This is a genomic window from Mesorhizobium sp. WSM4822, assembly GCF_055811155.1.
Genome location: NZ_JBVVQM010000015.1, coordinates 43,803 through 69,046, shown reverse-complemented (window position 1 = coordinate 69,046; position 25,244 = coordinate 43,803). Strand labels below are relative to the sequence as shown.

The following is a 25,244-nucleotide window of genomic DNA, read 5'->3' as shown; positions in this document are numbered from 1 at the left end:
CCATCTGTTGCTGCGTCGTCCCGTGCCGGATGGATCCGGCGCTGGACGCGCTACGTCATTGCTTCGGAGCGATTGCTGCGAGGGCGCCGTCGATTGCGGAAAGGATCTCGCGTGCGTCTTCCTCGGTCATGGAGGTGGAAAGCGCGAAGAGTCCGTAACTCGCCGAAAGCACGCCGCGGTCGAGCAGACCCTTGTGGAACAGGTCGAGCTTCATGCGTTCGGACGCACCCGGATAGACTGACCGGTAGTCCGTGATCGGCAACGCCGTGAAATGAACTTTGAAGAGCGAGCCGAGACCGACGCACTGCCCGTTGAGACCATGGCGAGCAAGCGAGGCCGTGATGCCCTCGCGAAGCAGGCTGCCGATAGCGTCCAGATGCGCGAAGCTAGCCGGGGTCAACGCGCGCATCGCCGCCAGACCGGCTCGCATCGTCACCGGGTTCGCGGTGAAGGTGCCGCCATGCGGCAATGCAGGCTTGCCTCGTGTTGGATCGAACACCGCCATCACGTCGGCGCGGCCGCCGACGGCGCCGACCGGGAATCCTCCGCCGATGATCTTGCCGAGAGCCGTCAGATCGGGCGTGATGCTCCACAGGCCCTGCGCCCCCGAATAGCCAAGGCGGAGCGAGATCACCTCGTCGAAGATCACCAGCGAGCCGGCGGCATGAGCGATCTCGACCATCGCGTCGAGATAATCCTTTCGCGCGGGAATAAGTCCGGCGCGGTTCGGCATCGGGTCGATCAGAACACCCGCTATCGTGTCGCCATGCGCGTCGAAGACGGCACGCAGCGCCTCCGTATCGTTGAACGGCACCGCGATGACATCATCGAGAACTCCCTTCGGCGTGCCTTTCGCGTATGCCGTTGAGGCAGGCATGTCGCCCCAGTTGGCGGGCGAACTGTCCAGGCTGACTTCCGCGAAGTCGTAGGAGCCATGGTAGGCACCTTCGATCTTGACGATCTTCGGCCGCTCGGTGAACGCCCGAGCCGCCTTGATCGCCATCATGACGCCTTCCGTGCCGGAGTTGGCGAAGCGAACCTGCTCGACTGACGGAAGGCGCTCCACCAACAGTTCAGCAAGATCAAGTTCGCTCTCGGTGGGCGCTCCGAAAGCCGATCCCTGGGGCATCTGGTCCACCACCGCGGCCGTGACGGCGGGATGGCCGTAGCCATGGATCATGGCCGTGAAATTGTTGATGCAGTCGTAGTAGACGTTTCCATCGACGTCCCAGACGCGGCAGCCCTCGCCGCGCTGGGCATAGATCGGAAACGGGTCGATGAAGACCGTTGTCCGGGTGTTTCCTCCCGGCATGACCTTGCGGGCCCGTTCGAACATCTCGCGGGACTTCGGCATTGAATCTGGATAGTGGCGCATAATCTTGTAAACCGATGAAGGAGACAGCCTTGGATGGCCGCGACGAAGGGCGCGACCTCTTTCGATCACTTGGTCATGATCGTGTGGCTCTGCTCGCGCAGGTACTGTGGCAGGAACCAGGAGCCGAGACCGCCCTTGCCGCTGACCCCGGTGCCCTTCCAGCCGCAGAATGGCTGCGCGCCTGGCCATGCACCCGTCGTTGCGCCGCTCGCACGGTTGGCATAGAGAACCCCCGCTTCGGCGGTGTCGAGGAAGTGACGCAACTCTTTCTGGTCGTTGGTAAAGATGCCGGCCGACAATCCGTAGGCGATGTCGTTGCCCTCTTCGATCGCGGCATCGAGACTATCAAAACCGCGGACGACCACGAAAGGCATGAAGAGTTCGTCGCGGGTCAGCCGGCCCGGACCATCAAGTTCGACGACCGTCGGCAGGACGTAGTTGTTCGCAAATCCCTGGCCCAGGGCGGCGCCCCCAAAATGCACCTTGCCTTTGCCCTCGACTTCCGACAGCGCTGCCTGGAAACGGCCGACTGTGGCGTCGCCATAGACAGGGCCCATAAAGGTCTCGGCCTTACGAGGATCTCCGACCACCAGCTTTCCAGCGAACGCTACCAGTTTCTCGATGAATTCCGCCTTGACCTTCTCGTCGACATACACGACCGAGCATGCGGAGCACTTCTGGCCTTGCAGGCCAAAAGCGGAGCGCGCCACCCCCTGCGCCGCGCGGTCGAGGTCGGCCTTGCTCGTCACGTAGGCGGGGTTCTTGCCACCCATTTCGGCGATGACGGGCTTCATGTGGGGCAGCGTTGCCATATGACGGAAGATGCTCATGCCGGTCTTATGGGAGCCCGTGAATGCAACGCCGTCGATGCCGTTATCGGTGGCAAGAAGGCGCCCCACCTCTCCATCGCCAAGCACGATGTTGAAAACACCTTCGGGCAATCCCGCTTTGCGAAGCGTTTCGGCAATCAGCAGTCCGGTCAGCGCGCAACCCGGCGACGGCTTGTAGACCACCGCATTGCCTGTCAACAGCGCACCCGAGACCATGCCGATCGACAAGGCGAGCGGAAAGTTGAAAGGAGCGATGACCGCGAAGACGCCATAGGGCTTCATGACGCTCGTAGCAGTCTCGTTTTCGACCAACACGTTCATGGGCCGGACGAACCCGTTGTTCGCCTTCATCTCCGATGCGTAGTACTCGACCATGTCGAGGCATTCCTCGGCTTCGCCGACTGCCTCGATGCGGGACTTTCCGATCTCGTAGAGCGCCGCCAAACCGAGGTCATATTTGCGCTCCGCCAGTGCCTCTCGCCAGCGGGCGCCGAATGCAAGGCGATCGTCCAGCGTCGAACGGTTCCAGGTCTTCGCGCCGACCCGGGCTGCCTGGATCGCGGACTTGACGTCCGACGGGATTGAAACCGGGAACTTGCCGAGAGAGATATTCTTGTCGATAGGGCTCAGGATCTCTTTCCGAGCGCCAGTCGCAAACGGCGTCGACCACTCGCGACCCAGTGTGTTCTTCTCGAAATCCGGGATCATTGCATCGAGGTGAGCGTGAACAGGGGAAAAATCCACCCCGATGTTCGAGTAGGTCACACGCGGGAGTTCAGCCATTTCAAGTTCCTCCGAAAATCGGTATTTATCCCGATAATCAGGATTTGGCTTGCGAGTCAATCGAGGGGACCATAAAATGGAAATAATACCGAATTTCGGTATTATTCGTGAGGAGGTTTCGGGTTCGGGTTACCTGGCGGAGCCCGACAGCCGAGGGCGTGCGGCCGCTCGGCTATTCTACGGAGCCCCTCGGACTCGAGGCGCGGCGGGATAACGAGAGACCGACCTTGCCCCTCACGTCTGTTTTGAACGATAACCTTCTTGCAGTCGCAATTGTCAGATCGGCGTAGGTGCCCTTGAATACGAAATCGAAGAAGCCGAGCGCCAAGGACAGTCCCCTCGAGCGCTACATCTCGATCATGGAAACGGTCGCGCCGTTCGAGCATGGCTTGACGGCGATCGAGCTCGAAACGACGCTTGGACTGCCCAAAACCACGATCAACAGGCTGCTGCATGCCTTGATCGAAAGCGGGATGATCACCGCCGAGAGCGTTCGCAATCGGACATACCGCCTCGGCGATCGCTTGCTGCAGCTGCTACAGATGTCTCCGGATAGCGGCTGGCTGACGACGCTCGCGCAGCGACCGCTTCAGGATTTGGCCGACCGCACCGGCCAGTCGGCGTTCCTGTCGAAGTTCGACGGTACCGAGGTGCGCTCGGTCACCTGCGTCGCGCCCGACACTCCGGTCCGGACCTATGTCATGCCGGGCATGGCCATGCCTGTAAATGCGACCGCTTCGGCCAAGGCGATCCTTGCGTTTCATCCGCAGGAGACCGTGAACAGGATCCTGGCGACCGAGCTGCGCAGCTATACCGATCGGACTAAAACGAAGATCGCGGAGTTGACCAGGGAATTGGCGGAGGTTCGGCAGCAGGGCTATGCCATGGACCTGGCCGAGCATGTTCCGGGCTTGGGCTCGATCGCATTTCCGATAAGGCCGACGAGCGGTGAGGTGATGTACGCGGTGGGACTTACGGGACCCTACGGTCAGATCATAGAGCAAAACTTCAAGCAGCATTGCTCGGCGCTCGCAGAAGCCGCCCAGCGCATGGCGAAGCTGGCGCAGATGCACGCCTACAACGGATCGGCTATGGCCGCAAAGAGTGCTGCAGCGGATCAGCGATAGGTCGGTGCTTGAGAGGCCGGTCACTCGCGCGAAGAGATGTTGCGTGTTGAACCGAGAATGTAGTTCGCGAATGGTCTCGACGGAGGTGCGAGTGCTTATGGGACAAATTGTCACTTAGATTCGGTATTGGGGAAAATTTGAGGAGGCATCGACTTCCTGACGGGGCTGAGGCGCGACGCAAAGTTCGAAAAGCTTCCAGGAAGCCCAGTCCGTCCCTGATTGTAGAACTGTACAAGGACCTCTTCGGGCCGAAAGCGATCAATCGGCCAATGCGGATCGACATGCAGAACCTGATGGGAACGATCGCCGACACTCTCCATTCGGTGTGAAGGCGATCGGGGCATTGGTACTGACGTTCACAACAAGGGCGGCACGCGCGCCAAAAATTCGATGCCTCGTCAAATTTTTCTAAAGCCGAGCGGGCAGCCAAGGCAGCAATATATAGCTCGTGTCGCATTTTCCGAGACGCCAGCCCCGAAGATCGGGACGGCACTGATTTCAGGCAAACTTGCTGCGGGGTTGTCGTGGTTTTATGGCTCGGCGAAAAACTTACCCTCGGCAAGCATGGTTTCGATGCCGGCCAGCAATTCGCGATTTATGCCGGTGGAAATCCCTTTCGACGCAAGGTGCGCCACCAGCGCGCCGCTGCGAAGATTGCCGGCCGCACCGGGCGCGTAGGGACAGCCGCCTAGCCCGCCGGCAGCGGCATCGAACACCCTGAGCCCGAGGTCCCAGGCAGCATCGACGTTGGCGAGCGCCAGGCCGCCGGTGTCGTGGAAATGCCCGGCCAGCCGCGCAGCCTCTGCTTCTTCGAGGGTTGCCAGCACCATGGCATGCACGCGCTCGGGTGTCGCCCTGCCGATCGTGTCGGCAACGGCGATTTCGGCGCAGCCGAGATCGCGCAGGCGCGCGACGACTCTCGCGGCCGCGCCGGGTTCGATCGGGCCTTCATAGGGACAATCGACGGCACAGGAGACATAGCCCCGCACCGGCAAGGAATGCTCGGCGGCCAGCGCGATCACTGGCACAAAACGAGCCAGCCCTTCCTCGATGGTACAATTGGTGTTTCGTTTCGAAAACGTCTCCGAGGCGCTGCTGAAGACCGCGAGTTCCTGCGCGCCGGCCGCGATCGCGGCCCGCGCACCTTGTTCGTTGGGCACCAGCGCGGACAGCATAAGCCCCGGACGCCGCACAGCGCGCCGCATGACCTCATCATGATCGGCCATCTGCGGCACCCATTTCGGCGAGACGAAAGCCGTCGCCTCGATGCGGGCGAAGCCGCAATCGGCCAGCATGCCTATCAGACGCAGCTTCTGCCCGGTCGAGACCAGCCGCTTTTCGTTCTGCAGGCCGTCGCGCGGACCGACTTCGACGATCGTGGCCTGCCGATCCTCACCGGGCGATTCAATGGACGGCGGCATACATGATCTTTTCTTCGGAGGCCTCGTCGATGGTCATCTCCTCGACGATACGGCCCTGGCGCGCCACCAGTATGCGGTCCGACAGATTGAGGATTTCAGGCAGATAGGACGAGATAACGACGACGGCCGCACCCGCATCGGCAAGCCGCTCGATAATCTGATGGATCTCGGCGATGGCGCCGACATCGACGCCACGCGTCGGCTCGTCGAAGATGATCAGCGACGGCGCCTGGATTAGCGATTTGGCGATGACCACTTTCTGCTGATTGCCGCCGGAAAGCTCGACCACCCGAGCATTGGCGCCGATCGTGCGGACCTTCATCGTCTCGATCCATTCGGCCGATTGCCGGCGCGCTTCGCCAAGGCCGATTACCGAGACCGGATTGGAGCGCTTGGCCAGCTTGCCGAGGAATACGTTCTGGGCGATGTCCATCGTATCGAATAGGCCGTCGAGCTTGCGGTCCTCGGTGATATAGGCGACGCCGCGCCGCACGGCCTGCCGTGGCACGCGGAAGTGCACCACCTCGCCGCGCAGCGTGATGCGGCCACCATGGAAGAAGTCACGCTTCAAAACGCCCGCCGCGATCTTCATCATTTCGGTGCGGCCGGCACCGACCAGGCCGAACAGCCCGGTCACCTGGCCGGCAAAGACCGACAGCGTGGCGCTGCGCACCGCCTTACCCATCGAGACGTTCTCGAGCGCCAGCACCTTTTCGCCCGGGCGGCGCGCGACGCGTTTGGCGGCATCGTCGCCATAGAGCGCATCGGTCAGTTGCCGGCCAACCATCGCCTGGACGATTTTTTCGCGGGTGAGATTGCGCGCATCGTCGGTGACGATCAGCGCGCCGTCGCGCAGCACGCTGATGCGGTCGGCGATCGACAGCGCCTCTTCCAGCGCGTGTGAAATGAAGATGATGGAAGCGCCCTCGCCTTTCAGCCGCTCGACCAGGGCGAAGAAGTGCTGCTTTTCCTCCGGCGTCAGCGTCGCCGTCGGCTCGTCGAAGATGAAGATGCGGGCCTTGTGGTGAACCGCGCGGGCGATCTCGACCATCTGCTTCTTGGCGGCGCCGAGCGTCGACACCAGCGCGGTCGGCTCGACATGGAAGTTCAGCCGCTGCAGATGCTGCTGCGCCTTGATGTTGATGCCGCGCAACCGGTTGAAGAAGCTCTCCTCGCCGAGGAAGATGTTCTGGGCGACATTCATCGACGGGATGAGATTGGTTTCCTGGAACACCATGGCGATGCCGTGCTTCATGGCATCGGCGGGCGAGGAAAAGCCAACCGGTTTGCCGTCAATCAGCATCTCGCCCGACGTCAGCGGGTAGAGGCCGGCCAGCACCTTGGTCAACGTCGACTTCCCCGCACCGTTCTCGCCGAGCAGCGCATGGACCTCGCCTTGCCGCAGCGTGAAATCGACGTCGCGCACCGCCGCGTTGCCGGCGAACGCCTTGGTGGCCTTGCGGAACCGGACGATCTCGGTCGCGTGGGGATCAGCCATGCCGGGCTCCACCTGATGTCGCGCCGGGCAGGCGCAGCAGCGTGCCGGAGCCGCGCGAGGCGGCGTAGACGCTGCCGCCATGCTCACAGACGGAGGTGACGCCATGCATGCTGCCGTCGGCGCGGCTGTGCCAGCTTTCGCTGGGCCGGCCGCTGTCGTCGCAGCGCGCGACGAGGCCGTAGGAGCGCGATGGCGCCCACGGCTTCAGCACGCCCATCTGCCGGACCGAGCCCTGGCTCAGCGGCTGGTCCGGCCGCGCCGATCCGGCGAGTTCCGGCCCGATCCATTCGCCGGGATCGATCGTCGCCATCATCTCGCGGCGATAATCGTCCTCGCGCAGCACCAGTTCGAGAAGCTGGCGGCGCGGCGCGAACAGCGCCATCCAGAAGCCGCCATCGGAAGCGGGTGACAGGCGCGACGGATAGGCCGGCAGATTTTCCAGGATCGCCACCGGATGGGGGGATTTCGGATTAAGGGCGACGATACGATGGCGCCAGCTTTCGCTGATCGCCAGACGGCCGTTGCCGAGCATGACCGCGCCGTTGGGAAATGCCAATCCGGCTGCAAGCTCACGCTGGGAGCCGCTGTCCGGATCGATGGCGAGCACGACGCCGCTGCTGCCGCCCTCCATCAGATCGCGCTTCCAGTCGCGCGCCGGATGCTTGCGCGAGCCGACACACAGGTAGAGCGAGCCATCCACGGTAAAGAGCCCGGCGGTGAGGCAGGACGCCACGCCGCCTGGCAAGCCGATGCGCCTCCAGGTGCCCGGCTGCCCGATTTGCAGGCCCTCACCCTCGATGCCGACGGCAAGGCGGCCATCGGGCGCGGATGCGACAAAGCTGATCGGCGCCGCGAACTCCGCTATTGCGACCGCCGAAGCGCCCGCTCTCCCAAGGTCGATCCGGAAGAGCGTGTTGCCGCTGCTGCACAGCAGTCTCGCTGGCGACGCAACGAGATTGTCGATCGCGGGAAGCGACAGCAGCCGCTCCGCCTCTTCCAGACGGTTGTCCGGTTTGAAGACGCCGTCCATGGCCGGCACGCTGATGCCGGCATCATCAGCCGAAAACAGCCGGCGGACGAACGTGCCTAACCCCGCCATCAGCGCTTCCCCCAGTAATCGTCATGCGCCGTCCATTGCGGATCGGCGCCTTCGATGCGAACGCGGCCAATGCGGTTGTTGGAGACGCCGCCCAGATAGAGCCAGCCCTTGTGCTCGCAGGTCGAGGTGATCGAGGGATGGTTTTCGCCGGCCTCGTCCCACAACGCGTCGATGATCTCGCCGGTTTCCGACACGCGCAGCACGCAGCCGCGATTGATGTTGGGGAACAGCCATTCGTCGGCGGCGATCCGCTTGGCCATGCGGCGGCGAAAACCCGGCTTGCGCATGGCGAGATCGAAGGTTCTGGTGCGCATGCCGAGCAGCGCGATCCAGTAGGTTCCGTCGGAGCCGCGGTTGAGATTGTCGGGATAGCCTGGCAAATTGTCGAGGAAGATTTCACGCTTGCCCTTGTCCGGTCCGTCGAACCAGAAGCGGCTGATGCGGCACGCCCATGTCTCGGCAAAGAGCAGCGACTGGCCGTCGCGGCAAATGGTGACGCCGTTGGGAAAGATCAGGCCGCGCAATATGGTGCGGGTCGAGCCGGTCCTCGGATCATGGCAGATCAGCCGGCCGTTGCCCCTGCCCTCCAGCGCATCGACCGCCCATTCAGACATCTCGTAGCGGATCGTCGCTTCACTGAAGAAGATGCGCCCGTCCGGCGCGATGTCGAGATCGTCGGGAAGCCTCAGCCGCGAATCGTCGATCACCGACAGCAGGCTGCGATTGGTTTCGTCGGTGACCTTCGCCACCGTCCCGTCCGGCGAGACGCGGTAGACGCCCATGCCGCCGACGCAGGTGAGCAGGTCGCCATTCGGCGCGAAGGCCAGCCCCAGCGGATGACCGCCGATACGGGCGAAGACCTCGCTGCGCGCATAGTCGGGCGCGAGGAAACGGACGATCGTACCGTGCCGCGTACCGGTGTAGAGATTGTCGTCGGGGTCGAGGACGACGTCCTCGGGACCTTCTACCGCGCCAAGCCCTATGAGCTCCGCCGCGCCAAGCCTGTCATTGACGGCAAGCACGTCGGTTCCGGTCGGCGGCGTCAAATTCGGCAGCTTCAGATAGGTCGGCGAGACATAGACTTTGCTCAACAGCTTGCCGCGGTTCTTCACCCATTTGGCGTCGAACAGCACGGCGGCGATCAGCACCAGACCGAGGATCAGCTGGTTGACCGAGCCGGGCATCGACAGGCGGATGAGGCCGCTGGTCAGGATCAGCACCAGGATGGAGCCGATCACCGCATTGCCGACCGAACCGCGGCCGCCACCCAGCGAAACGCCGCCAAGCACCACGGCGGTCAATACGGAAATCTCCAGCCCTATGCCGGTGTCGGCGCCGGTGCTGCCGAGCCGGGCGGAAAACAGAAAGGCAGCGATCGCGGTCAGCAGGCCCGATGCGACATAGGCGAGGCAAACCGTCAGCTTGACGTTGATGCCGGCATTGTAGGCGGAGCGGCGCGCACCGCCGACGGCGCGCAACCGCCATCCTGGCCTTAGCCTTGACAGGACGATATGCGCGCCAAGGGCGATGACGGCGAAAATGGCGAAGGAGACGGGCAGGCCGTAGAAGGTGCCGAAGCCGATCAGGTCCCAGGTCGGGGAGACCGGCATCGAGCCGACGATCGCGCTGGCAAGCCGGGGAAAGATGATGTCGTAGAGCGCCCGGTAGATGACCAGTGTCACCAGAGTGGTTATGAAGGCGCGCAGCCTGAGATAGCCGATCAGCACCCCGTTGAGCAGCCCGCAGACGAGGCCCGTGGCTAGCGTCGCGATCAATGCCACGCCGACCGGCAGGCCGGCAACGTTCATCGATACCAGGGCGGCAAGCACGCATAGCGCGAACATCGAGCCGACCGAGAGGTCGATGCCGCCCGAGAGGATGACGATGGTGAGCGCCAGTGCGATCAGGCCGAATTCCGACACCTGGCGGGCGAGATCGGTAAGGTTGCCGACCGAGAAATAGCCAGGGATGATCCACGTCATGACGAGGATCGTGACCACCAGCGCCAATGCCGGAATGACGTTGTCGATCCAGCTCTTGGTCAGCAATTCGCCGAACAGGCGGTCCGGCAAAAGCCGGTACCGCAGCCGTGAAAGCGCATCGCTGGTGGCCATAAGTCAGGATTCCCTACTTCAGATCGTCCAGCGTCCAACAATTGCGCTGGTTGACGTTGGCCTTGGTGATCTGCGTCAGCGGATTGAAATAGAGCGTCTTGGTCTCGCCGGCGGTACCGTCGGAGAGCAGCAGCCTTGCGATCTCCGCATTCAGGATTTCGCCCTGCAGCGGCACGTTGTAGCTGATGTAGAGATTGAACAGGCCCTTCTCGACATTCTCGCAGCCGACCCTGTTGCCGCCGCCGCTTGTGACGAGGAAGACCTGGTCGCCCTTGCCGGCCTGCTGGATCGCAGACGCCGTGCCGGTGTCCTGATTGTCCCAGATGCCGATGGCGCCGCAAAGATCCGGATGCTGTTGCAGCACGGTCTCCATGATCGAGCGCGCCTTTTCCGGATTGTATTCGGTGGCCTGCTGCGAAACGACCTGGATGTCGGGATGCTGGTTCAAGACACGGTAGATGCCGTCGAGTTGGAACACGTCGGATGCCGCCGTCGGCACGCCGGTGTCGATAGCGACCTTGGTCGAAGCACCCTTGCCGGGGCTGCATTTGTCGACCACGGCCTGCGCCGCCTGTTCGCCGATCTCGGTCCAGTCGGCGCCGACATACGAATCGGTCTGGGTGTTCGATTCCAGGTTGATCTGCACAACTTTGATGCCGGCGGCCTGCGCCTGAGCCAGCAACCGGGCGTAGGACTGGATGTCGGGATTGTGCGCGACGATCAGGTCCGGCTTCTCGCTGATCAGCGACTGCAGCGCGCGGGTTCCCGCGTCGGTGCTCCAGGCGGGGTCGCGGATCTCGAAATCATACTTGAGGCGCTTGGCCTGCTGGCGCATCACCGCCGCCCAGCCTTCGGTCAGGTCGAAACCCATCGACAGCGGCAGGAAGACGACCTTCTTGCCTTCCAGCGTCTTGTGGAACGTCGTCGAGCGCGGATTTTCCAGGCCCTTGTCCTGGGCGCTGGCGGTGACGATACCGGCAAGCGCGATGCAGGCCGCGGCCAGCCACTTTGTCGTTTTCAGAAGTCGCATGGTTTCCTCCCATTGCATTTTGGCGTTGAAATTGGTGTCAGAGATCCCCTTGCTGGGACGTCTGCTCGTCGCGTGGGTTGACGAGCGAGTCGATGACGATGGCCAGAAGCAGGACCACGCCCTTGACCAGGTTCTGGATCGTGTAGGCGATGTTCATGATCGTCATGCCGTTGAGCAGGATGCCGACGAAGATCGTGCCCAGAATGACGTTGCGAACCTTGCCGTGGCCGCCATTCAGGCCGATGCCGCCCAACACGACGACCAGAAGGATGTCGTAGATCATCGTCGAATTGAAAAGCCGGGCGTTGATCGCCGACGCCGACGAGGCAAGCACCAGCCCGGCGCCGTAGGCGATCAGCGCGCTGATCGCATATTGCGCGACGATCATCGGCCGGTTGGAAATGCCGGTGATCCTGGCGGCGCCCGGATTGTTGCCCATGGCATAGGTCTGCCAGCCGAACCGCGTGCGGCTGAGCACCAGATGCAGCGCCAGGCAAAGCATGGCAAAGACCACCACCGTCACCGGGACGCCGAGGATGCGGCCCTGCCCGATCAGCGAGAACCATTCGGCGCCTGGCGGCACATTCTGCATCTCCAGCGTGAAGAAGAAGGTTCGGCCAAGGCCGTAGATGACGGAGCCGGCGGCAAGCGTCGCGAAGATCGGCGCGACCTCGCCGAAAGCGATCAGCATCCCGATCAGCACGCCGGCGACCACCGCGAACAGCGCGCCGATCAGCAGCGCGAATTCCAGCGAATAGCCCGAGCGGGCGATCACGAAGGCCCAGGACACCGACACCACCATCGTTGCGATCATCGAGACATCGATGCCCCTGGCGATGACGACCAGCGCCATTCCCAGCGCCAGGATGCCGAGAATCGAGACGCTTCTGATCAGGGCTAGGATGTTGCCGGGGCTGAAGAAGGACGGCAGCAGCAACGAGAACAGCACGAAGGCCAGCACCGCCAGCACCAGCACGATGCCTTCCTGGCTTTTGAGCAGGCTGGAAAGCCGAGCCTGATTTCCGTGTGCGGCCGCCTCGCTCACCGCTCAGGTCTCCTCTTTGCCCAGTCTGAGCAGGATTTCCCTGGCGCGATCGACGCGCACATCGTGATCCGCCGCAAGTTCCTTTGCCACCGCATCGATATTCGCGCCGCTCGCGCCCGCCACGATGGCTATGTTGCGGGCATGCAGCGCCATGTGTCCACGCTGGATGCCTTCGGTTGCCAGCGCCCTGAGCGCCGCCATGTTCTGCGCCAGCCCGACCGCGACGGTGACCTCGGCAAGCTCTTGCGCCGTGGTCACGCCGAGGAGTTTCAGCGCTGCGCGAGCGGCCGGGTGCGTCTTGGTGGCGCCGCCGACCATGCCCAGCGCCATCGGCATTTCCAGCGTCCCCACGAGGTTTCCGGCGGCGTCGATCTCCCAGCGGCTCAACGACGTATAACGGCCGCCGCGCGCCGCCCAGGCGTGGGCGCCGGCCTCGATCGCCCGCCAGTCGTTGCCGGTCGCGACGACGACTGGATCGATGCCGTTCATGATGCCCTTATTGTGCGTGGCCGCGCGGTAAGGATCGACGATCGCCAGTGAACAGGCCTCGACGATGCCGGCAACGATACGCTCGCCGGTGAACTCCTTCGTCGCCAGTGCCTTCGGCGTCAGCCGCACCCGCGCCCGCGCCAGCCTGAGGTCGGCCAGGTTGGAGAGGATGCGCAGCCGGACGGTGCCGCCCGAAATGCGCTCGATCATCGGTGCGACTGCCTCGGCCATGGTATTGACCGTGTTGGCGCCCATCGCGTCGCGCACGTCGACGAGCAGATGCAGCACCACCATCGGTCCGACTTGCGTCTCCTCGAACACCTGCACTTCAATCTCGCGGCAGCCGCCGCCGAGGCCGATCAGCACCCGGTCCTTCTCGTTGGCGGCGGCGATGATCTGGTCGCGGGCCGACAGCAGCCTGGCGCGTGCGCCGTGCGGATCGGACAGACCGAGTATCTGCACCTGTGCCCGCATGATCGGTGCGGTGCTCGATGTCTCGAAGCCGCCGCAACCGCGGGCGATGCGCGCCATGTAGGAGGCGGCGGCGACCACCGACGGCTCTTCCACCGCCATCGGGATGAGGTAATCGCGACCGTTGATGGTGAAGTTGGTGGCGACGCCGAGCGGAATCTCGAAGGTGCCGACCACATTCTCGATCATGCCGTTGGCGAGATCGAGCGGCAGGACGCCGCCGCGCAAGGCATCGCGATCCGCCTGCCCAAGACGAGCGGCGTCGCCGACCGTCGCCAGGCGATCGGCCGGCGACAGGTCGCGGAATTTCTCGATGCGGGAATTCAGCCGCGGCTCGACACCGCTGTCCTGGACAGCCACCATCACGATCGCCTCCCTGCGAATGCTTGTCGTTGAGGCAGCTATCGTTTAACTGATACCATCTATCAAGGTACAGCTACAGGAAACAGCGACAAACTGTACCAGTCCATATCAGGGCACGCAGCCCATCGGAGGATGTTCTGGGATGACGCGCGCCGAGGCCGTGGCGGCAGAGATCAGAAGGCGCATCGAGACCGGCTCGATTACCGTCGGCGCCAAGCTTCCGTCGATACGCAAGGCCGCCGAGCAATTCGACGTTTCCAAGAACACCATCGTCGATGCCTATGACCGGCTGGTATCCGCGGGCATCGCGTTTTCGCGGCCCGGCGCCGGCTTCATGGTCGCCGAGCGTCGCCGGCAGACGCCGAGCGAGCGTCCCCGCCATGTCGCGGAAGCGGTCGACATCGCCTCGCTGCTCAATGCGCAGTTGGAGGAGAGCTTTTCGATCCGCGTCGGCGACGGGCGGCCGCCCGCCTCATGGATGGAGGAATCGGAAGTGCGGCGCCATCTCGGGCTGCTCGGCCGGCACCAGAGGTCCAGCAGTGACGGCTATGGTTCGGCGATGGGCCTGCCGGCGCTGCGCGAGCGCCTCGCCTTCGACCTCATGGAGCGCGAGGTGCAGGCGAGCCCGGACCAGATCCTGCTGACATTCGGCGCCAACCACGCACTGGACCTGATCATACGCCGCTTCCTCGTCGCCGGCGATACCGTGCTGGTCGACGACCCCGGCTATTACCCGCTTTTCGCCAAGCTGAAGCTGGCGCAGATCCGCATGATCGGCGTGAAGCGGACGCCGACCGGTCCGGACCTCGACGATCTCGCCGGCAAGGCCGAGCGCGAGCGTCCGAAGCTGTTCTTCACACAATCGCTTGCGCACAATCCAACCGGCAGCTCGACCAACCTGCCGACCGCTCACTCGATCCTGACGATCGCCGCGCGCTGCGACATGCTGGTGGTCGAGGACGACCCGTTCGTCGACCTGCCGACGGTCCGTGGCGTTGGCCTTGCGCCTCTCGACCAGTTGCGGAACGTCATCTGCGTGCGCACCTTTGCCAAGACGTTGTCGGCCAGCCTGCGCTGCGGCTATATCGCCGCGCGCCCCGACCTTATCGCTTCCCTTGCCGAGTTGAAGATGCTGACGACAGTCAACAGCTCAGGACACATTGAGCGGTTGATCCATGGATTGATCAGTGAAGGTCACTATCGGCGCCACCTCAAGCGTTTGGCGCAGCGTGTGCAGCAGGCCACCGAGACGGTCGTTCCCCGCCTTCAGAAGATGGGTCTTAAGCTCTTTGCCGAGCCGACAGGTGGATACTACGTCTATCTGGAGCTTCCCGAGTATGTCGATGACATCGCCCTCGCCCGGGAAGGCGCTCGCCAGGGGATTTTTATTGCACCTGGTACCGTGTTTTCGCCGGAGCGCCAACCTGCCAAGGCAGGCATCCGCGTCAACATCGCCTGGGCCTCGGATCCTCATTTTTTTGACTTCATGCTGGCAGAGCTTAGGCATCGGCGGACTTGAACAGGACAAAGCCCCGCCTTGCGGCGGGGCTTAGTGCTTGACGGACCACTCCGCGGCGCGTCGTGACCAGATGAGCGAGAAGTCGCCCCCGGTGTCGGTCTCGACCAAGCTCGCGTAGATCGGAGCGGGGAAGTTGGGATCGTCGAGCTCGACGAAGTGGTAGTCGCGGCCCTCGCGCGAGGTCTTCTTCCAGGGCCGCCCCGAACTCGGGGCGCCAGCGAAAATGCGGAAGTCGGGTCTCTTTTCGTTGTCGCCATCGACCGGAGAGAACGTCACAGTCTTGACGTTGAGGTTGAGGGTCTTGACCGAACCGGAGAAACCGTTCGCGGTGCGCGAGAATGTGCCGACCGTAGCCATCGTGGTGGTTCCATCTGTTTTTCTCGGGCCGCACCCATCTCTCGATGGTGGTCGTGAGGCCGGAGACGATCGGTCTGCATCCCGAAGGGGCTGAAACGAAGTAACGGCGGCGCGAGGCTTTCTTGGGCCGCCGAGGAATGGACGCGCAGCGACCAGGGGAAGAGAACGCAGCGACGTCGTTACGGGAAGACGATCGAGACTAAGAGAAGCGAAGGCGGTCTTCAGTCAGACCCAATCCATTCGAGGACGCCGTGGGCGTAGCTTGGAAAGAATACGCGGAAGGAATGCCACAGTGGCTAAGATCAGTCCCGGCCATTGTCGCTTGCTCCGCTGCGCTTCTCTATTTCGGTCAAAGACGCTTCCTCACGCCCGAGGGCGGTGTTGGTCCTACTCCAACCGGTGAAGAAGGGACGTCCGACTTCCCTAATCTTTGGGCTGAATCGTCATCAGCGGGTCGATGAGAGAGAATGGACGCCGCCAGATTAGGCGCGGCACGCACGGGGTCGTAGAAGTCCATGCGCCATAATAGTAATTTCCTCATTCTGGGGAGTAGTTGTTTGGCTCGATCAGCCGCAGGTAAACTCAGTGCGACAGGATGCGAAACCGGCAATTGCCGTGTAAGGTCAGGCCTTAACTTGGGGGAGAACTGGATGCGAACGGCTGTTACCTTGGCGTTCCTGGCCTTTATCAGGGTGTCGTCAGAGCAATAGAAGCCTGCCTGGCCGGGGACGTGATCAGTCTCGAACGCGGTCGTATTCGTCTTGCGCGCGCTCGAGTTCCGGCCCGTAGGTCATCGACCATTCGTAAAGCGCCTCGAACGGTTGCCGAAGGGAGTGGCCGAGCGAAGTGATCGTGTATTCGACACCGACCGGCGTCGTCGTCGTCAGCACTTCACGGCGAATGAGACCGTTACGTTCCAGACGCTTCAGCGCATCGGCGAGCGCCTTGTGCGTGATGCCGTCCAGGCGCCGCATGATCTCGTTGAATCTCGACGGCCTAGTGCACAGAACGGTCAGAATCAGGACCGACCACTTGTTGGCGATCTGCTCAAGTACCGGCCGCGCCTTTTGCACATCTATCAACGCCTCGACGGACACGGGCTTAGGACGACGGGGCGGGCTGACCTTGACGGGCAAGTCTTCAGTCACGGCGGACATAGGTATACTCCTCGATATCTGCTCTAGTTGTAGTGCGTAATTGACCGTAGGTATAGAGCATATATCTTGAGCCATCACTTTTTGATGGAGTTCACATGAGCAGATTGGCAAACAAGATCGCACTGGTTGTCGGCGGTGCCGGCGGTATCGGCGGGGCAGTTTCACAAAGGTTCGCCAGTGAGGGAGCGCAGGTCTATGCGACCAGCCGCAAGGGTGCGGACGGCGCCTTGGAAGCGGCGGGCACCGGCAGCATCCGGACGGTCCTGGCGGATGCAAGCAACAGAGCGGATCTTGAACGTGTATTCGAGCAGATCAGATCGGAACGCGGGCGTATCGACGTGCTCATTGTGAATGCCGGCCTTTCCGAATACGCCCCGCTTGAAGATATTTCGGAGGATCATTTCGACAGGACATTCGGTCTGAATGTGCGCTCCCTGGTTTTCGCAGCACAAGGTGCCGTCAACCTCATGCAGCCAGGCGGAACGATCGTGTTGATCGGCTCTATCGCAGGCGACATCGGCACCAAAGGATATGGCGTCTACGGCGCCACCAAGGCCGCTGTCCGCTCGTTCACCCGCACCTGGGCCAACGAACTTGGTCCCAAAGGCATTCGTGTCAACGTCGTCAGCCCCGGCCCGACCGATACGGCGATGATGGCCGGGGCCTCGCAACAGATTCGAGACGCGCTTTCCAGCATGATCCCTCTCGGGCGCATGGGCCGGCCTGACGAGGTGGCCGCCGCGGTTGTTTTCCTCGCCAGCGACGAGAGCAGTTTCACAACCGGCGCGGAACTGGCCGTCGATGGCGGCATGGCCCAGGTGTGACGTGCGCCTTCGACCACTGAAACCTGGACGGCCGCCGTTGCGCGATGTGGCTTTACGCGTGGGCCGGAATAGAGTCCGGATCTCTGAGTTGTGGGCGTATGCGCTTGGAGGATACGGCGAAGTAGCCCTGACATCTGGCAGATGCGAGCCGCGCCCATCCCAGTGTCCGTGCCAATGATGGTTCATGACCTCAGTTGCGTCCTGTGTCTGGTCGGCGCCGCCGAGTGCGAGGCAATAAACTCTCACGCCCATTTCATCCAGTGCCTTGACCGTGGTACTGACATCTGTTGCTCACGGTCGAGCCGGTCGAGTTTGGTCAGGATCAAAATATCCCTACCGGCGCAGTTGCACGGTGGGTTCCCTTCAGGAGCTAGATGAGGATCCGTCCTTGTCTATGCCGTTCAGGACCGTCCTGGCTCGCTCAAGGTCTTGCTGAAGGATACTCCGTTGAAGTTGGGACAGCCGCTTCTCCTTCAATAGGCTTGCGGTCTCCCCTGCGGAACGGGGCTCATGCCGGTCGGTGTCTCGCAGTGACAGGCATGCATGTCGTTTTCTCGAAACCGGAGCAGCTTTCGAGCGACATGTTATCAATCCTCCAGAAGATAGCCCTTGCGATGGGAAAGCGGCTCGGTGCCGGCTACCTTGGCGATGACTTGGTTGGCCGCCACCAGCTTCTTCAGTCTGCGGGTGACGACCACGCCGTCAGTACGCGCATGGACGGTGATACGGGCATCGCCGCCAATCGCAGCGGGCGCGACGATGTCGGCGATCGGCTGTCCGGACGTGACCCGCTCGCCAAGTTCGACGCGGTAGACGATGACGCCGAACGCCGGCGTGCGCACCACGTCGCAGGCGTCGAAGCCTGTGACGTCGCAGAGCGGCGGCGCATCTGTCGCGGCCATCTCGTCGCCGATGTCGACGAAGCCGCGCAATTCGACCGTCGCTGCCATGCAGCCGACCGGTATCAGCTTGTCGGGATACGCCGCCGCGAGCTTCAACCACGGCTCGACGCTTGCTTCGGCAAAGGTCGAGCCACCGGAGAAGGTGAACTTTCGTGTGCGATTTTTGCACACGGGCTCCAGTAACTATCTGATATTACTTATCTATCTGCCCCACCCAGGGGGCTATGGCTATCCCAAACCCTTGATAATGTTGCATCTTCATAGCTTCAATAAAGTTTGGGCACGCGTCGCGTGAACGCTATCGCCTGCCATGACAGCCCCCGCCGCAAATCGGCCGAATGCCCTGGCCGGCGCGACGGCGTGCGGCGCCGAATACCTCAATCGCAGGGTAGCTTATAGGTCGACCTGGCCGGAAATGCCAACGCGTTATCTGCTTTCGATGCCTGGGCGGAGGACGGAAGCCTCCAGCTTCGTATGCCGGTGTCTACGCCAATGATGTGGCTAGGAGCCGGGGAGGCCAGCCCTCGACAGCATCTCAAGGAACCGGGAATGGTGATGATCCTTCACATAGCGCGGCACAAAGCCAGGGCAGACATTGCTCAGATTGAGATGCGGAAGTTGTGACAGGCAATGGTGGATGGCCCGGGATGCTTCTTCGTTGTTTCCGGTGGCTGACGCGGTCGCGGCCCAATAAAGGGCGCCGCGAACGAAGCCAGGCTTTGTCCTGACCACTTTGCGGGCGGCTTCGAGCGCCCGCTGGTTGTCTCCGCCAGCGAAGAGCGCCACAACCAGGCCGTGGTGGCGCCAGAAGTCGATGACATCGTGCGTTCCGAGCCGGATTGCTTCGTTGGCCTCGCGCACCGCTTCGTCGACCTGTCCGCGCAATGCAAAGAGCATCGAAATATCGCCGTGGCCAGTCGGGTAGCTTGGGTTGAGGCTGATCGCGTGGCGGCATTCGGCGATCGCCTCGTCGATACGACCGCAACTTTCGAGAGCGAACGACAGGATACATCGGGCAATTTCATCGTCCGGTACCGCCCGCACCGCGGCTTCCGCGAGCTCGACCGCACGCTCGATCACCCCACGCTCCCGAGGCAGCGCACCAAACGCCACGCCCATGGATATCACGATCGAGAGCGTCCGCTTTGCACGGGCGTTGTCGGGACCTATCGAGAAAGCCTTCTCGGCAAGCTCAATCCCGACCAAAAGTGAGTCCCGAGTCATCTCAAAGTATTTCATGAGAGCTTCGTTGACCAGCCTGCGCACTTCAGGGGTACCCGGCGGGCTTTTGTCTCGAACCTTCCAGTTGGTCAGTTGAAGTTCGAGGATCACGGCAAGAACAACAGACTGTGCGATCCTGTCCTGGAATTCGAGCGCGTTCTCGGAGTGGCCGTCGAACTTCTGGGCCCAGACGTGGTGGCCGCCGGCGGCATCGACGAGCTGGACATTCACCCTCAACCCATTGCCGGATCTCTGGACACTGCCGCTGAGCATATATCGCGCCCGGAGTATTCCTGGCGTCTTGGCTTCTTCGCCCGGACCGCTCTTTTCGGGCGGAAGCGCGGCGAGCACGACATAGTCGGCCACTTCGGAGAGGGCTGTCGTGATGTCCTGGACAAGTCCCTTGGCGAAAAAGTCGTCGCCTTGCTTTCCGGTCAGATTGACGAAGTCGGCAACGCTGATGGAGGGACGCCCAAGGCGCTGGCTGGCCGGAACACCACTTGTCGACTGCACATTTGAGGTGTCGTCGGCGGCAAGCAACAGAGATTGCCAAAGCGCCCGCGTTTCAGGGCCGGCTTCGACGCCGAACTCCTTCTTCAGCATGCTTCTGCAAGCTTCGTATGTCCTGATTGCCCTGTCGCGTTGGCCACATGCGAGCAGCAATTCCATCTTGAGCCGATAGGATTCTTCCCGTGTCGGTTCCATGGTCACAATACGATCGGCCAGGATCAGCCCGGCATCAGGGTCGACGAGACGGGCCAGTTTTTCGAAGGACTCAAGCGCGCGGCCGAGCAGCCTGTCGCGTTCCGATGTGATCCAGTCATCGAACGCATTGCTTCCCAGATAAAGCCCGTCGAGGAAGGGCCCGGTGTAGTTCGCCAAGGCCTTCGCGAGGTCCTGGGCGGAACGGGCCGAGAGACCCGTTTCGAACTTCTCCACGTCGACTTGAACGGCCTCTGGCCTCAGGGCGATCAACTCCCCGCTGGAATGGATGAGATCCACCCCCTCTCGCGCCAGATCCTGGCGCAGGACGCTGAGGGCTTGCCGAAGGCTGTTGCGCGAATGTTCGCCGTCGCTGTCGCCCCATAGGAGGTCAGCCAGCCTCTCCCGCGTCGCCGCCATGCCCGGACACCGGGCCAGATAGGCGATGATTGCCGGCCCTCGTTTCCCGGTCAGCCGAAGCGGACCGGTCGTTTCATTTTCAATCCGGAAACCGCCGAAGAGTGAGATTCTATTTGCAGCGCCCCTGTCCTCACTTTGCATTTGCTATCCCAGCCTGACGAAATCCTAACTCAAAACTAACGCTTCGCAACAGTCGGCCTTCGCGCTCAAGCGCTGCCGTAACGGCAGGCTGTTTAGGCTTTGCTAAATTAAAGTGACCAAGTCAACGAAAGGCTTGGTTCGAGGGGGACGCGTGTCCAGGACAAGAGCCAATTTGCTGCTGCTATTCGCAGCCGCTTTGTGGGGCTTCGGCAATGTCTCGCAAAAGATGGTGCTTGTGCATCTCGACGCGCTGAGTGCGGTGGGTCTGCGCTGCCTGATCGGCGGCCTGCTTGTGTTGCCCTTTGTCTTGATGGAGAGGCGGCTTCCGCTCGGGCCGGACTATTTTTCCAGCTTGGCCAAGGTGTGCGCGCTGTTTGCCATCTCCATCACGCTCCAGCAGCTTTGCTATCTCGGCGCCTCCGTCACCAATGCGAGCTTCCTGGTCAGCACGGCAACGGTAATGACACCGCTAGCCGCCTGGTTTCTCGTAGGCGAACGTCCGACAGCGAGTCTCACGGTCGCCGCCGGGCTGACCGTTGTTGGAGCCCTGCTGTTGTCGGAAGGGATTGCCGGGTTCAGCAGTGGCGATCTCACCGCTGTCCTCTCGGCTGCCTGCTATGCGCTCTGGGCAGTCGAACTGGGCCGGCACATGCAGGTGCATGCGCGGCCGTTCACCGCAGCCGCGACACAGTTCTTCGGCGCCGCCGCCTTCGCCCTGCCGCTCGGCGCAGTGCAAGGCAATCTGTCGTTGACCGCCGCATTCGCAGCTGGCCCGGAACTGGCGATCCTCGGCGTGTTCTCCACTGCGATTGCCTTCGGCATACAGACGGTTGCCCTCCGCTTTACGCCGGCCAGCCACGCCGCCGTGATCGTCAGCGCAGAAAGCGTTTTCGGGGCGCTGGGCGCGGCGATCTTTCTCGGCGAGCGGAGCTCGTCCGCGAGCGCATTGGGTGCCGCCATCATTCTGGGTGCGATCCTGTCCGTGGCACTGTCGAACCGAGCGCCGCAGGCACGCACGTCCTTGCGAACCGCTTCGGTTCAACCCTTCGACGGGGCCCCTGCCTTTGCAGCTGCCGCCGCAAATTGGGCAGGCGATCGTCACCCCAACAATTCAGGTCCAGTGGAGGAATGTGATGACCCTTGCCGGTGATGCGAAACCTATTCCGGCCCCGGCTGCCGCCCGACACCGGGCCAGTGGCGTCGATCAGCCAGGCGGCGGTGGCCTTGCCGATGGCGGCAGGACTTGTCGTGGAGGCGCAGTGATGGACGCGCGGACGATCCTTCTTCCTATCGCACATTTGGTATCGGCGCTTCGCGCCCGCATGAAGGGACCGGGCGGCTATTACAACAGCGGTAACGCGCTCGGCCTCATTGTCGGTCTCGCCATCCAGATTGCCACCGCGCCGGTCGGCTTGCATGAGGGAAGCAGCGTTACCATGGCGGTGATCGAATATTTCGCTGGCAGCCATGGCACTGTTGCGCTGACCTTGACCACCCTGGTCTTCTTCTGGGGCGGCGAGGCCTATCACCGGGCCTGGGCAAGGCCGGATGCTCCCGATCCCGCCCTCAACCGTCTGGGCGACTTCCTGTCGGGCCTGGGGGCGATCGGGCTCGGCATTGCCCTGTTGCTGCTCGGCGATCCATTGCTTGCGGCGACCTCCGGCCTGCTGCATGCGCTCGGCAAATTCGGCAGCACCTTCCACAGGCCCGGCACGCCAATTCCGATGTGGCCGGCCGCTTGGCCCGATCCGTTCCGCAGTGCGGTGCTCGCCAGCCGGTTGCCTGCAATGCTGGCGACGACAGTGGCCCTCGGCCGTGCTTTGCCTGAGGTCTGGTCGGGCGGCTCCTTCGCGGCCCTCGCCATGCCACTGACCTTGCTCGGCTGTTATCTCTTGTGGACCAAGGCCGATCTGCTGCTGTTCGGCGTGGGTACCAAGGCGATCCGCCAGATTTCCACATGTTGAGCTCGCTTTTGAAACGACCGGATGTCGAGATGGAGAATGACATGTTTGGCAGCGTGTATCATCAGGACGCCGGCCCCCCATCCTTTCGCGAACGGGTGCGGGCGACAGGCTGGGGCAGTCTCCTGACGCTGGCCGGTTTAATCTCGAGAGTGACAGGGATACTTGCAGCTTCGCTGTTTTGGGGGGCCTCGGCCCATGCCGCGAACGTTGACGTCGCCATCGTGTTCGCGGTCGACTTCTCGTCATCGATCGATCCGAAGATCGCCGATATGCAACGCGAGGGACATGCCGCGGCACTCACCTCGCCAGAGATCATCGCCGCCATCAGCCGGAATTATGTCGGCTGCATCGGCGTTGCCTATTTTGAATGGTCGAGCCCCGGACACGCACGCGTCGTGCTGCCGTGGACAAGCATCTGCGGACTGGAAGATGCCAAAGCGGCGGCTGCGGTGATCAGCAGGAAAGGCGATACCGGCTTCATCCGCAGAGGGCGAGGCGGAACATCCGTTTCCTCGGCTATCGACATCGGCAGTCTCCTGCTCGACCAGTTTCCGGGAAAGGCGGCCAAGAAAGTCATCGATATCTCCTCCAATGGCGAGAACAACGACGGGCTTCCCGTCCAGCCGAGCAGGTCGAACGCCATAGCCAAGGGATATACGATCAATGCCATCGCCATCCCGACGGAGGATGAGAATCCCGACGAACCTCTGGCATCCTATTTTGCCAGATCGGTCATTGGCGGTTCCCAGGCCTTCGTCATGACGCCGAAGGGGCCAGACGACTACACGATGGCGCTTCGCCGCAAGCTCGTGACTGAAGTAAGCATGAACGACGAGCGTCCGCTGTGAAAGTGTGCCACGCAAGACGAACTTTCGACCCGCCAGACCGAGCGCATTGCACAACAAGACCCGCCCCGCTGCAGCGCGAGACCTTGTAGGTCCGTCAGGACAACAGCCTATCGCCGCAACGCGTGCACCCTTGCCTCGCCTTCGCCGGGCACTGGCAACGCCATGTCGTCATCGAGAAGGCGCGTGATGCGGGCAAAGCCGGTGAACGCTTTCCTTGCTTCCTCGGCCGACATCTGGCCCGACAAGGCGGCCGAGCAACAATTCAGCGCGCACTGATAAACCGGACCGCGCCGTCCCGTCGGCCATTTCCGCAAGAACATCATGGCTTCGGCAACACTATCGATTTCTTCCGCAGGGTGTCCCTGCCCGCGCGAAATCCGCACGGGCGAAAAGAAATGCAATTGATCCATCGTTTCCTCCCGGTCGACCGCAATGCGCTCGATCGAACCCCACCAAACGCGCCAACAGCCGGTTGGTTCCAGATAAAGAATGGAATCTTTTAGAAATCTGTCAGGCGAAGGCGATCACCCGTGCGGTGGTGAGTGTCGCCTACATTGTCGGGAAGTGGCAGGCGACTTTGCGACCGGGTCGGTATTCCCGTAACTGTGGCCGCTCCGAACGGCAGCGCTCCGCCGCGATTGGGCATCGGGGATGGAAACGGCAGCCCGTTGGAGGGTTCAGAGGGCTCGGTACGTCGCCGGTGAGGATGATGCGCTTGCGCGTCCCACCCGGCGTCGTCTCCACGACGGGAACCGCCGAAATCAGCGCCTGGCTATAGGGATGGGCCGGTGCTGCAAACACGTCTTCCGCCGGCCCTTCTTCGACGATCGAGCCGAGATACATGACCGCTATGCGGGTCGACACCTGGCGCACCACCGACAGGTCGTGGGCGATGAAGATGTACGTGAGATTGAGCTTCTCCTGCAGATCGGCAAGCAGGTTGACGATTTGTGCCTGCACCGACACGTCGAGCGCGGAGACGGGTTCGTCCAGGACCACGAGGTCCGGGTTCAGGGCAATAGCCCGCGCGATGCCGACGCGCTGGCGTTGTCCGCCGGAAAATTCGTGCGGAAACCGCATGACGTGATCCGGCAGCAAGCCGACAAGGTCGAACAGTTCCGCCACGCGTTTGGTGATCTCGCTCGACGAGAGCCTGCCATGGATGCGCAGCGGCTCGGCCACCAGGTCGCCGACGCGCCGGCGCGGATTGAGCGACGCCGACGGGTCCTGGAAAACCATTTGCAGGCGGCGCCGCAGCGGCCTGAGTTCGGACAGCGACTTGGAGGTTATGTCGTTGCCTTCGAACAGAAGCTCGCCGTCCGATATGTCGTAGAGCCTCACCAGGCAACGCGCCAGCGTGGACTTGCCGCATCCGGATTCGCCGACCAGCCCGACCGTCTCGCCGCGCCACACGGTCAGGGAAACATTGTCGACCGCATGAACGGTTCGCTTGCCTTCGGCGGAGAAACGGCTGCCGATGGAAAAGCGCTTGCCCAGCGAACGCGTCTCGAGGATTGGGCGGTTCTTGTCGATCATCGGTCCGC

The 25,244-nt window shown here is 62.6% G+C and carries 21 protein-coding genes and 1 pseudogene; 6 read left to right on the top strand and 16 right to left on the bottom strand.

Features of this window, described 5'->3' with window-relative positions; all coding sequences use genetic code 11:
* Positions 1-55 precede the first annotated feature (55 nt).
* Both AC0L3E_RS28670 and AC0L3E_RS28665 read right to left on the bottom strand, forming a co-directional pair.
* On the bottom strand, positions 56-1,336 hold the full coding sequence (locus AC0L3E_RS28670; RefSeq protein WP_245466302.1) for an aspartate aminotransferase family protein: 1,281 nt from the start codon (positions 1,334-1,336) through the stop codon (positions 56-58).
* A 104-nt stretch (positions 1,337-1,440) separates the two neighbouring features.
* Complete coding sequence (locus AC0L3E_RS28665; protein WP_473606157.1) at positions 1,441-2,988, bottom strand: aldehyde dehydrogenase family protein; 1,548 nt, start codon at positions 2,986-2,988, stop codon at positions 1,441-1,443.
* A 290-nt stretch (positions 2,989-3,278) separates the two neighbouring features.
* Between AC0L3E_RS28665 and AC0L3E_RS28660 the strand changes: the two genes are divergently transcribed.
* Positions 3,279-4,115 carry an IclR family transcriptional regulator gene (locus AC0L3E_RS28660; RefSeq protein WP_256746366.1) on the top strand — a complete coding sequence of 279 codons (837 nt, stop codon included), beginning with the start codon at positions 3,279-3,281 and terminating at the stop codon, positions 4,113-4,115.
* Between the two features lie 530 nt (positions 4,116-4,645).
* Here AC0L3E_RS28660 and AC0L3E_RS28655 read toward each other — a convergent pair.
* Genes AC0L3E_RS28655 through AC0L3E_RS28625 form a run of 7 tightly spaced genes read right to left on the bottom strand, consistent with a single transcriptional unit; the run spans position 4,646 to position 13,645 of the window.
* A complete protein-coding gene (locus AC0L3E_RS28655; protein WP_473606156.1) occupies positions 4,646-5,536 on the bottom strand; it encodes a hydroxymethylglutaryl-CoA lyase in 891 nt (296 codons plus the stop codon).
* A complete protein-coding gene (locus AC0L3E_RS28650; protein WP_473606155.1) occupies positions 5,520-7,034 on the bottom strand; it encodes a sugar ABC transporter ATP-binding protein in 1,515 nt (504 codons plus the stop codon). The genes AC0L3E_RS28655 and AC0L3E_RS28650 overlap by 17 nt, the downstream gene beginning before the upstream one ends.
* Positions 7,027-8,133 carry a hypothetical protein gene (locus AC0L3E_RS28645; RefSeq protein ID WP_473606153.1) on the bottom strand — a complete coding sequence of 369 codons (1,107 nt, stop codon included), beginning with the start codon at positions 8,131-8,133 and terminating at the stop codon, positions 7,027-7,029. Before AC0L3E_RS28645 ends, AC0L3E_RS28650 begins: the two co-directional genes overlap by 8 nt.
* Complete coding sequence (locus AC0L3E_RS28640) at positions 8,133-10,247, bottom strand: ABC transporter permease (RefSeq protein WP_473606152.1); 2,115 nt, start codon at positions 10,245-10,247, stop codon at positions 8,133-8,135. The genes AC0L3E_RS28645 and AC0L3E_RS28640 overlap by 1 nt, the downstream gene beginning before the upstream one ends.
* A 13-nt stretch (positions 10,248-10,260) precedes the next feature.
* Positions 10,261-11,277 (bottom strand): sugar ABC transporter substrate-binding protein, encoded by a 1,017-nt coding sequence (locus tag AC0L3E_RS28635; RefSeq protein ID WP_164749005.1) that lies wholly within the window; start codon positions 11,275-11,277, stop codon positions 10,261-10,263.
* Positions 11,278-11,314: 37 nt separating this feature from the next.
* Positions 11,315-12,322 carry an ABC transporter permease gene (locus AC0L3E_RS28630; RefSeq protein ID WP_128308858.1) on the bottom strand — a complete coding sequence of 336 codons (1,008 nt, stop codon included), beginning with the start codon at positions 12,320-12,322 and terminating at the stop codon, positions 11,315-11,317.
* Between the two features lie 3 nt (positions 12,323-12,325).
* Positions 12,326-13,645 (bottom strand): hydroxymethylglutaryl-CoA reductase, degradative, encoded by a 1,320-nt coding sequence (locus tag AC0L3E_RS28625; RefSeq protein ID WP_473606291.1) that lies wholly within the window; start codon positions 13,643-13,645, stop codon positions 12,326-12,328.
* Positions 13,646-13,787: 142 nt separating this feature from the next.
* Here AC0L3E_RS28625 and AC0L3E_RS28620 point away from each other — a divergent pair, with 142 nt between their 5' ends.
* The gene (locus AC0L3E_RS28620; RefSeq protein WP_127268216.1) at positions 13,788-15,164 is read left to right on the top strand and encodes an aminotransferase-like domain-containing protein; all 1,377 of its coding nucleotides are present in this window, start codon (positions 13,788-13,790) and stop codon (positions 15,162-15,164) included.
* 30 nt (positions 15,165-15,194) lie between these two features.
* On the opposite strand, the gene AC0L3E_RS28615 is transcribed toward AC0L3E_RS28620, so the two are convergent.
* Positions 15,195-15,521 (bottom strand): DUF736 domain-containing protein, encoded by a 327-nt coding sequence (locus AC0L3E_RS28615; protein ID WP_473606151.1) that lies wholly within the window; start codon positions 15,519-15,521, stop codon positions 15,195-15,197.
* Positions 15,522-16,255: 734 nt separating this feature from the next.
* On the bottom strand, positions 16,256-16,678 hold the full coding sequence (locus AC0L3E_RS28610) for a winged helix-turn-helix transcriptional regulator (RefSeq protein ID WP_245470126.1): 423 nt from the start codon (positions 16,676-16,678) through the stop codon (positions 16,256-16,258).
* A gap of 95 nt (positions 16,679-16,773) precedes the next feature.
* On the opposite strand from AC0L3E_RS28610, the gene AC0L3E_RS28605 reads away from it, so the two are divergent.
* The gene (locus AC0L3E_RS28605) at positions 16,774-17,502 is read left to right on the top strand and encodes an SDR family NAD(P)-dependent oxidoreductase (RefSeq protein ID WP_473606150.1); all 729 of its coding nucleotides are present in this window, start codon (positions 16,774-16,776) and stop codon (positions 17,500-17,502) included.
* A gap of 180 nt (positions 17,503-17,682) precedes the next feature.
* Here AC0L3E_RS28605 and AC0L3E_RS28600 read toward each other — a convergent pair.
* From AC0L3E_RS28600 to AC0L3E_RS28590, 3 genes and pseudogenes are all read right to left on the bottom strand, one after another.
* Positions 17,683-17,834, bottom strand: a pseudogene (locus AC0L3E_RS28600) (recombinase family protein); the annotation flags it as partial.
* 255 nt (positions 17,835-18,089) lie between these two features.
* Positions 18,090-18,575: a hypothetical protein gene (locus AC0L3E_RS28595; RefSeq protein WP_128309249.1), complete on the bottom strand. Its 486-nt coding sequence runs from the start codon at positions 18,573-18,575 to the stop codon at positions 18,090-18,092.
* A gap of 330 nt (positions 18,576-18,905) precedes the next feature.
* Positions 18,906-20,888 (bottom strand): BTAD domain-containing putative transcriptional regulator, encoded by a 1,983-nt coding sequence (locus AC0L3E_RS28590; protein ID WP_128309248.1) that lies wholly within the window; start codon positions 20,886-20,888, stop codon positions 18,906-18,908.
* 151 nt (positions 20,889-21,039) lie between these two features.
* Here AC0L3E_RS28590 and AC0L3E_RS28585 point away from each other — a divergent pair, with 151 nt between their 5' ends.
* From AC0L3E_RS28585 to AC0L3E_RS28575, 3 genes are all read left to right on the top strand, one after another.
* Positions 21,040-22,038: a DMT family transporter gene (locus AC0L3E_RS28585; protein ID WP_128309247.1), complete on the top strand. Its 999-nt coding sequence runs from the start codon at positions 21,040-21,042 to the stop codon at positions 22,036-22,038.
* Positions 22,039-22,150: 112 nt separating this feature from the next.
* On the top strand, positions 22,151-22,852 hold the full coding sequence (locus AC0L3E_RS28580; protein ID WP_127267726.1) for a hypothetical protein: 702 nt from the start codon (positions 22,151-22,153) through the stop codon (positions 22,850-22,852).
* Between the two features lie 41 nt (positions 22,853-22,893).
* On the top strand, positions 22,894-23,700 hold the full coding sequence (locus tag AC0L3E_RS28575) for a DUF1194 domain-containing protein (protein ID WP_127327377.1): 807 nt from the start codon (positions 22,894-22,896) through the stop codon (positions 23,698-23,700).
* A 107-nt stretch (positions 23,701-23,807) separates the two neighbouring features.
* Here AC0L3E_RS28575 and AC0L3E_RS28570 read toward each other — a convergent pair whose 3' ends face one another.
* Positions 23,808-24,110 (bottom strand): DUF982 domain-containing protein, encoded by a 303-nt coding sequence (locus tag AC0L3E_RS28570; protein ID WP_127267728.1) that lies wholly within the window; start codon positions 24,108-24,110, stop codon positions 23,808-23,810.
* Between the two features lie 139 nt (positions 24,111-24,249).
* Entirely contained in the window at positions 24,250-25,236 is a 987-nt protein-coding gene (locus tag AC0L3E_RS28565; protein WP_127267732.1) for an ABC transporter ATP-binding protein, read from the bottom strand.
* Positions 25,237-25,244: the final 8 nt, after the last annotated feature.

Bases quoted from the DNA above. Each gene is read 5' to 3' on its own strand.
- AC0L3E_RS28670 (WP_245466302.1), bottom strand. From the start codon at position 1,336: ATGTTCGAACGGGCCCGCAAGGTCATGCCGGGAGGAAACACCCGGACA.
- AC0L3E_RS28665 (WP_473606157.1), bottom strand. From the start codon at position 2,988: ATGGCTGAACTCCCGCGTGTGACCTACTCGAACATCGGGGTGGATTTT.
- AC0L3E_RS28655 (WP_473606156.1), bottom strand. From the start codon at position 5,536: ATGCCGCCGTCCATTGAATCGCCCGGTGAGGATCGGCAGGCCACGATC.
- AC0L3E_RS28650 (WP_473606155.1), bottom strand. From the start codon at position 7,034: ATGGCTGATCCCCACGCGACCGAGATCGTCCGGTTCCGCAAGGCCACC.
- AC0L3E_RS28645 (WP_473606153.1), bottom strand. From the start codon at position 8,133: ATGGCGGGGTTAGGCACGTTCGTCCGCCGGCTGTTTTCGGCTGATGAT.
- AC0L3E_RS28640 (WP_473606152.1), bottom strand. From the start codon at position 10,247: ATGGCCACCAGCGATGCGCTTTCACGGCTGCGGTACCGGCTTTTGCCG.
- AC0L3E_RS28635 (WP_164749005.1), bottom strand. From the start codon at position 11,277: ATGCGACTTCTGAAAACGACAAAGTGGCTGGCCGCGGCCTGCATCGCG.
- AC0L3E_RS28625 (WP_473606291.1), bottom strand. From the start codon at position 13,645: ATGGTGGCTGTCCAGGACAGCGGTGTCGAGCCGCGGCTGAATTCCCGC.
- AC0L3E_RS28620 (WP_127268216.1), top strand. From the start codon at position 13,788: ATGACGCGCGCCGAGGCCGTGGCGGCAGAGATCAGAAGGCGCATCGAG.
- AC0L3E_RS28615 (WP_473606151.1), bottom strand. From the start codon at position 15,521: ATGGCTACGGTCGGCACATTCTCGCGCACCGCGAACGGTTTCTCCGGT.
- AC0L3E_RS28610 (WP_245470126.1), bottom strand. From the start codon at position 16,678: ATGTCCGCCGTGACTGAAGACTTGCCCGTCAAGGTCAGCCCGCCCCGT.
- AC0L3E_RS28605 (WP_473606150.1), top strand. From the start codon at position 16,774: ATGAGCAGATTGGCAAACAAGATCGCACTGGTTGTCGGCGGTGCCGGC.
- AC0L3E_RS28590 (WP_128309248.1), bottom strand. From the start codon at position 20,888: ATGCAAAGTGAGGACAGGGGCGCTGCAAATAGAATCTCACTCTTCGGC.
- AC0L3E_RS28580 (WP_127267726.1), top strand. From the start codon at position 22,151: ATGGACGCGCGGACGATCCTTCTTCCTATCGCACATTTGGTATCGGCG.
- AC0L3E_RS28575 (WP_127327377.1), top strand. From the start codon at position 22,894: ATGTTTGGCAGCGTGTATCATCAGGACGCCGGCCCCCCATCCTTTCGC.
- AC0L3E_RS28570 (WP_127267728.1), bottom strand. From the start codon at position 24,110: ATGGATCAATTGCATTTCTTTTCGCCCGTGCGGATTTCGCGCGGGCAG.
- AC0L3E_RS28565 (WP_127267732.1), bottom strand. From the start codon at position 25,236: ATGATCGACAAGAACCGCCCAATCCTCGAGACGCGTTCGCTGGGCAAG.